1 protein-coding gene is annotated in these 2916 nt (G+C 60.3%); it reads left to right on the top strand.

The window, feature by feature from the left end:
* Nucleotides 1-2916, top strand: a 2916-nt coding sequence (locus YA0848_RS34035) for a beta strand repeat-containing protein (RefSeq protein WP_198731550.1), incomplete at both ends; no start/stop codon positions are given.

The raw sequence follows: 2916 nt of genomic DNA, 5'->3' as shown, positions 1-2916 counted from the left end.
CCCCCCTCCCCCCCCCCGCCCACCCCCAAACCGGTCACCGTTTCAAATCAACCCCGCAACCCCGCACCCACCGCTACCTTCAAGCCAAATGCGAACTTCAACGGCACTGCGGACTTCACCTACACCGCGACCGACAGCGGCAACGCTGACGGCAGCAACCCGCTGACTTCTGCGCCAGCCAACGGCACCATCACCGTGACTGCGGTCAACGACGCGCCGGTGGCTGAGGCCACTAAGGCGACCGGTGCTGAAGACCCAAGCGTAGGTATCGCGGTCAAACTGTCCGCGACCGACGTAGACAGCCCGACGGACGTGAAATCGTTCACCGTTGGCACGCCTACCAATGGCACCTTCTACACCGACGCGGCGATGACCAAACCGGTGACCGGTTCCATTGATGCGGTCGACGGCGAAGCGACTGTTTACTTCAAACCGAACGAAAACTTCAACGGCACGGCGAACTTCACCTACACCGCCACCGACGGCGGTATTACTGACAACGGCAGCCCGCTGACTTCGACCCCAGCCAACGGCACCATCACGGTGACTGCGGTTAATGACGCTCCTGTGCTGGGCAATGCTTCGACCAACGCATTCGGCGACACCTATATTGAAGGCAAGCCTGGCGGCTACGTGGCGACGACCTTGACCGTCAGCGACGTCGACAACAGCACCCTGCAAAGCGCCAAAGTCACACTCGTCAACCACCTGGCAGACGATGTGCTGATCGCGGATGTCAGCAACACCAAAATTGCAGTCAGCTACGACAAAGCCACTGGCATCCTGACCCTGTCTGGTGAAGCCACGAAGGCGGAATACCAGGAAGTCCTGCGTTCGGTGCACTTCGCCAGCGAAAGCGAGAACCCGGACCCGGTCAATCGTACCCTGACCATCACCGTTAACGACGGTCAGTTGGATTCGGCACCCGTGACCTCCGTGGTACACGTGGTTCCGGTGAACGATCCGCCTGTGGTCAAGTTCGACAGCACCACGTTCACTGAGCAAAAAGACGCGGTCGCGCTGGTCGAGAACCTGACCATCAAAGACGTCGACAACACCACCTTCAGCAAAGTCGTGGTCACCGTCGACCATCTGGCTTCGGGTGATGTGCTTAGCAACACCGACGTGCTCAAGGCTCTGGCCGTTGCCGGCATCACCATCACCCAGAGCGGCAGCGCCGCTGACGGGAAAATCATCTACACCCTCACCAGCGACTCGGCGACCGGCAGCAGCGCCGCCGACTTCGTCAAGGTGGTTGAAGCCATCACCTTCCAGAGCCCGGGCGATAATCCTGTCGGCACTGATCGTACCGTCACCATCGACGTGACTGACGTCGGCGGCGGCAACCTGGATCGCGAACCGCCGCAAACCGGCAGCGCCACCGGCAAGGTCACTATCGACCTGTTCAACGACGCGCCGATTGCATCGGCCGACAACACCACCGCCGATGAAGACCATACGGCCAAGATCGTGCTGGATGGTAAGGACGTGGACGGTTCCATCTCCAGCTTTGTCATTACTACCTTGCCGGAGAACGGCAAGCTGTACAGCGACGCCACGCTGCAAACTGAACTCAAGATCGGCGACTCGGTGCCAGCGGGTGCCGACGGCAAGGCGGCGGTTTACTTCGCCCCGACCGGCGACTGGAGCGGCAAAACCGAGCTGACCTTTACTGCGGTCGACAACGGCGGTAAATCGAGCGCCGTAACCACAGCCGACATCACGATTGCGCCAGTTACCGACACCCCGCACTTGGGCCTGCTTGGCGGTGGCGTGGTGACCTCGATCAATTTCGACGGCGCCAATCTCAATGGTTCGTGGGGCGACGTCGCGGTAGGTAATGCTAACAACCCGGTCGTCAATGGCACCCCGAGCACTCCGTGGCTCACGGGGAATGCCGATGGCCAAGTCGAAATCGGCCAAAGCAGCATCTACGGCGTAGCGACCCCAGGCAACAGCCAGGTCATCGAGCTTGAGAAAAACGCCGGCGACGACTCCAGCCTGTACACCATCATCAAGGCGGAAGCCGGCACGGCGTACACCATCTCGGTCGACTACTCGCCACGTGCGGGTGCCGAGAACAATTCGGTGATCGACGTATTCTGGGGCGGCGTCAAAGTCGGCACCCTGGACACCACCACCGTTGGCATGAAGACTTATACCTTCGTCGTGCCGGTCACCGCTGACGGCGATGCCAAGCTCGAATTCAAAGCCCCTGCTGGCGAGACAAACAACTCGTTCGGCGGCGTGCTGGATAACATCAACGTCACCCAGGTGCTGAACACAGGCCTGGAAGACCATGCGATCAAGCTGTCGACCATCGACGCTTACGCCACCGACAAGGATGGCTCCGAGACGCTCAAGCTGGAAATCAGTGGCGTCCCGCTCAACGCGACCATCACCGATGGCACGCCGGGTCACACCTTCACAGCGACAGCTGGCAATCAAAGCGTCGATATCAGCGACTGGAATAAGGCCACCCTGGTCTTCACCCCGGCGGAAAACGCCAACGGCCTGGTGAACCTGATTGTCACTGCGACTGCGCAGGACGGCACCGCTGATCCGAAATCCGAGTCGATCACTCTGCCGATCACCGTGACTGCGGTCAACGATGCGCCAGAAGCTGTCGCCACTACTGCGACCGGTTCGGAAGATCCGGCCCAGGGCATTGAAGTCAAACTGTCGGCTACTGATATCGATGGCGTGGAGAACGTGAAATCGTTCACCGTCGGCACGCCAACCAATGGCACGTTCTACACCGATGCGGCGATGACCAAACCGGTGACCGGCTCCATTGATGCGGTCAACGGCGAAGCGACCGTTTACTTCAAGCCAAATGCGAACTTCAACGGCACTGCGAACTTCACCTACACCGCGACCGACGGCGGTAACGCTGATGGCAGCAACGTACTGACC

Origin of the sequence: Pseudomonas sp. S4_EA_1b (assembly GCF_016307435.1) — a bacterium.
Classification (GTDB): domain Bacteria; phylum Pseudomonadota; class Gammaproteobacteria; order Pseudomonadales; family Pseudomonadaceae; genus Aquipseudomonas; species Aquipseudomonas rhodesiae.
Note: the sequence above shows the minus strand (reverse complement) of the source record. Positions and strands in the feature narration are given on the sequence as shown.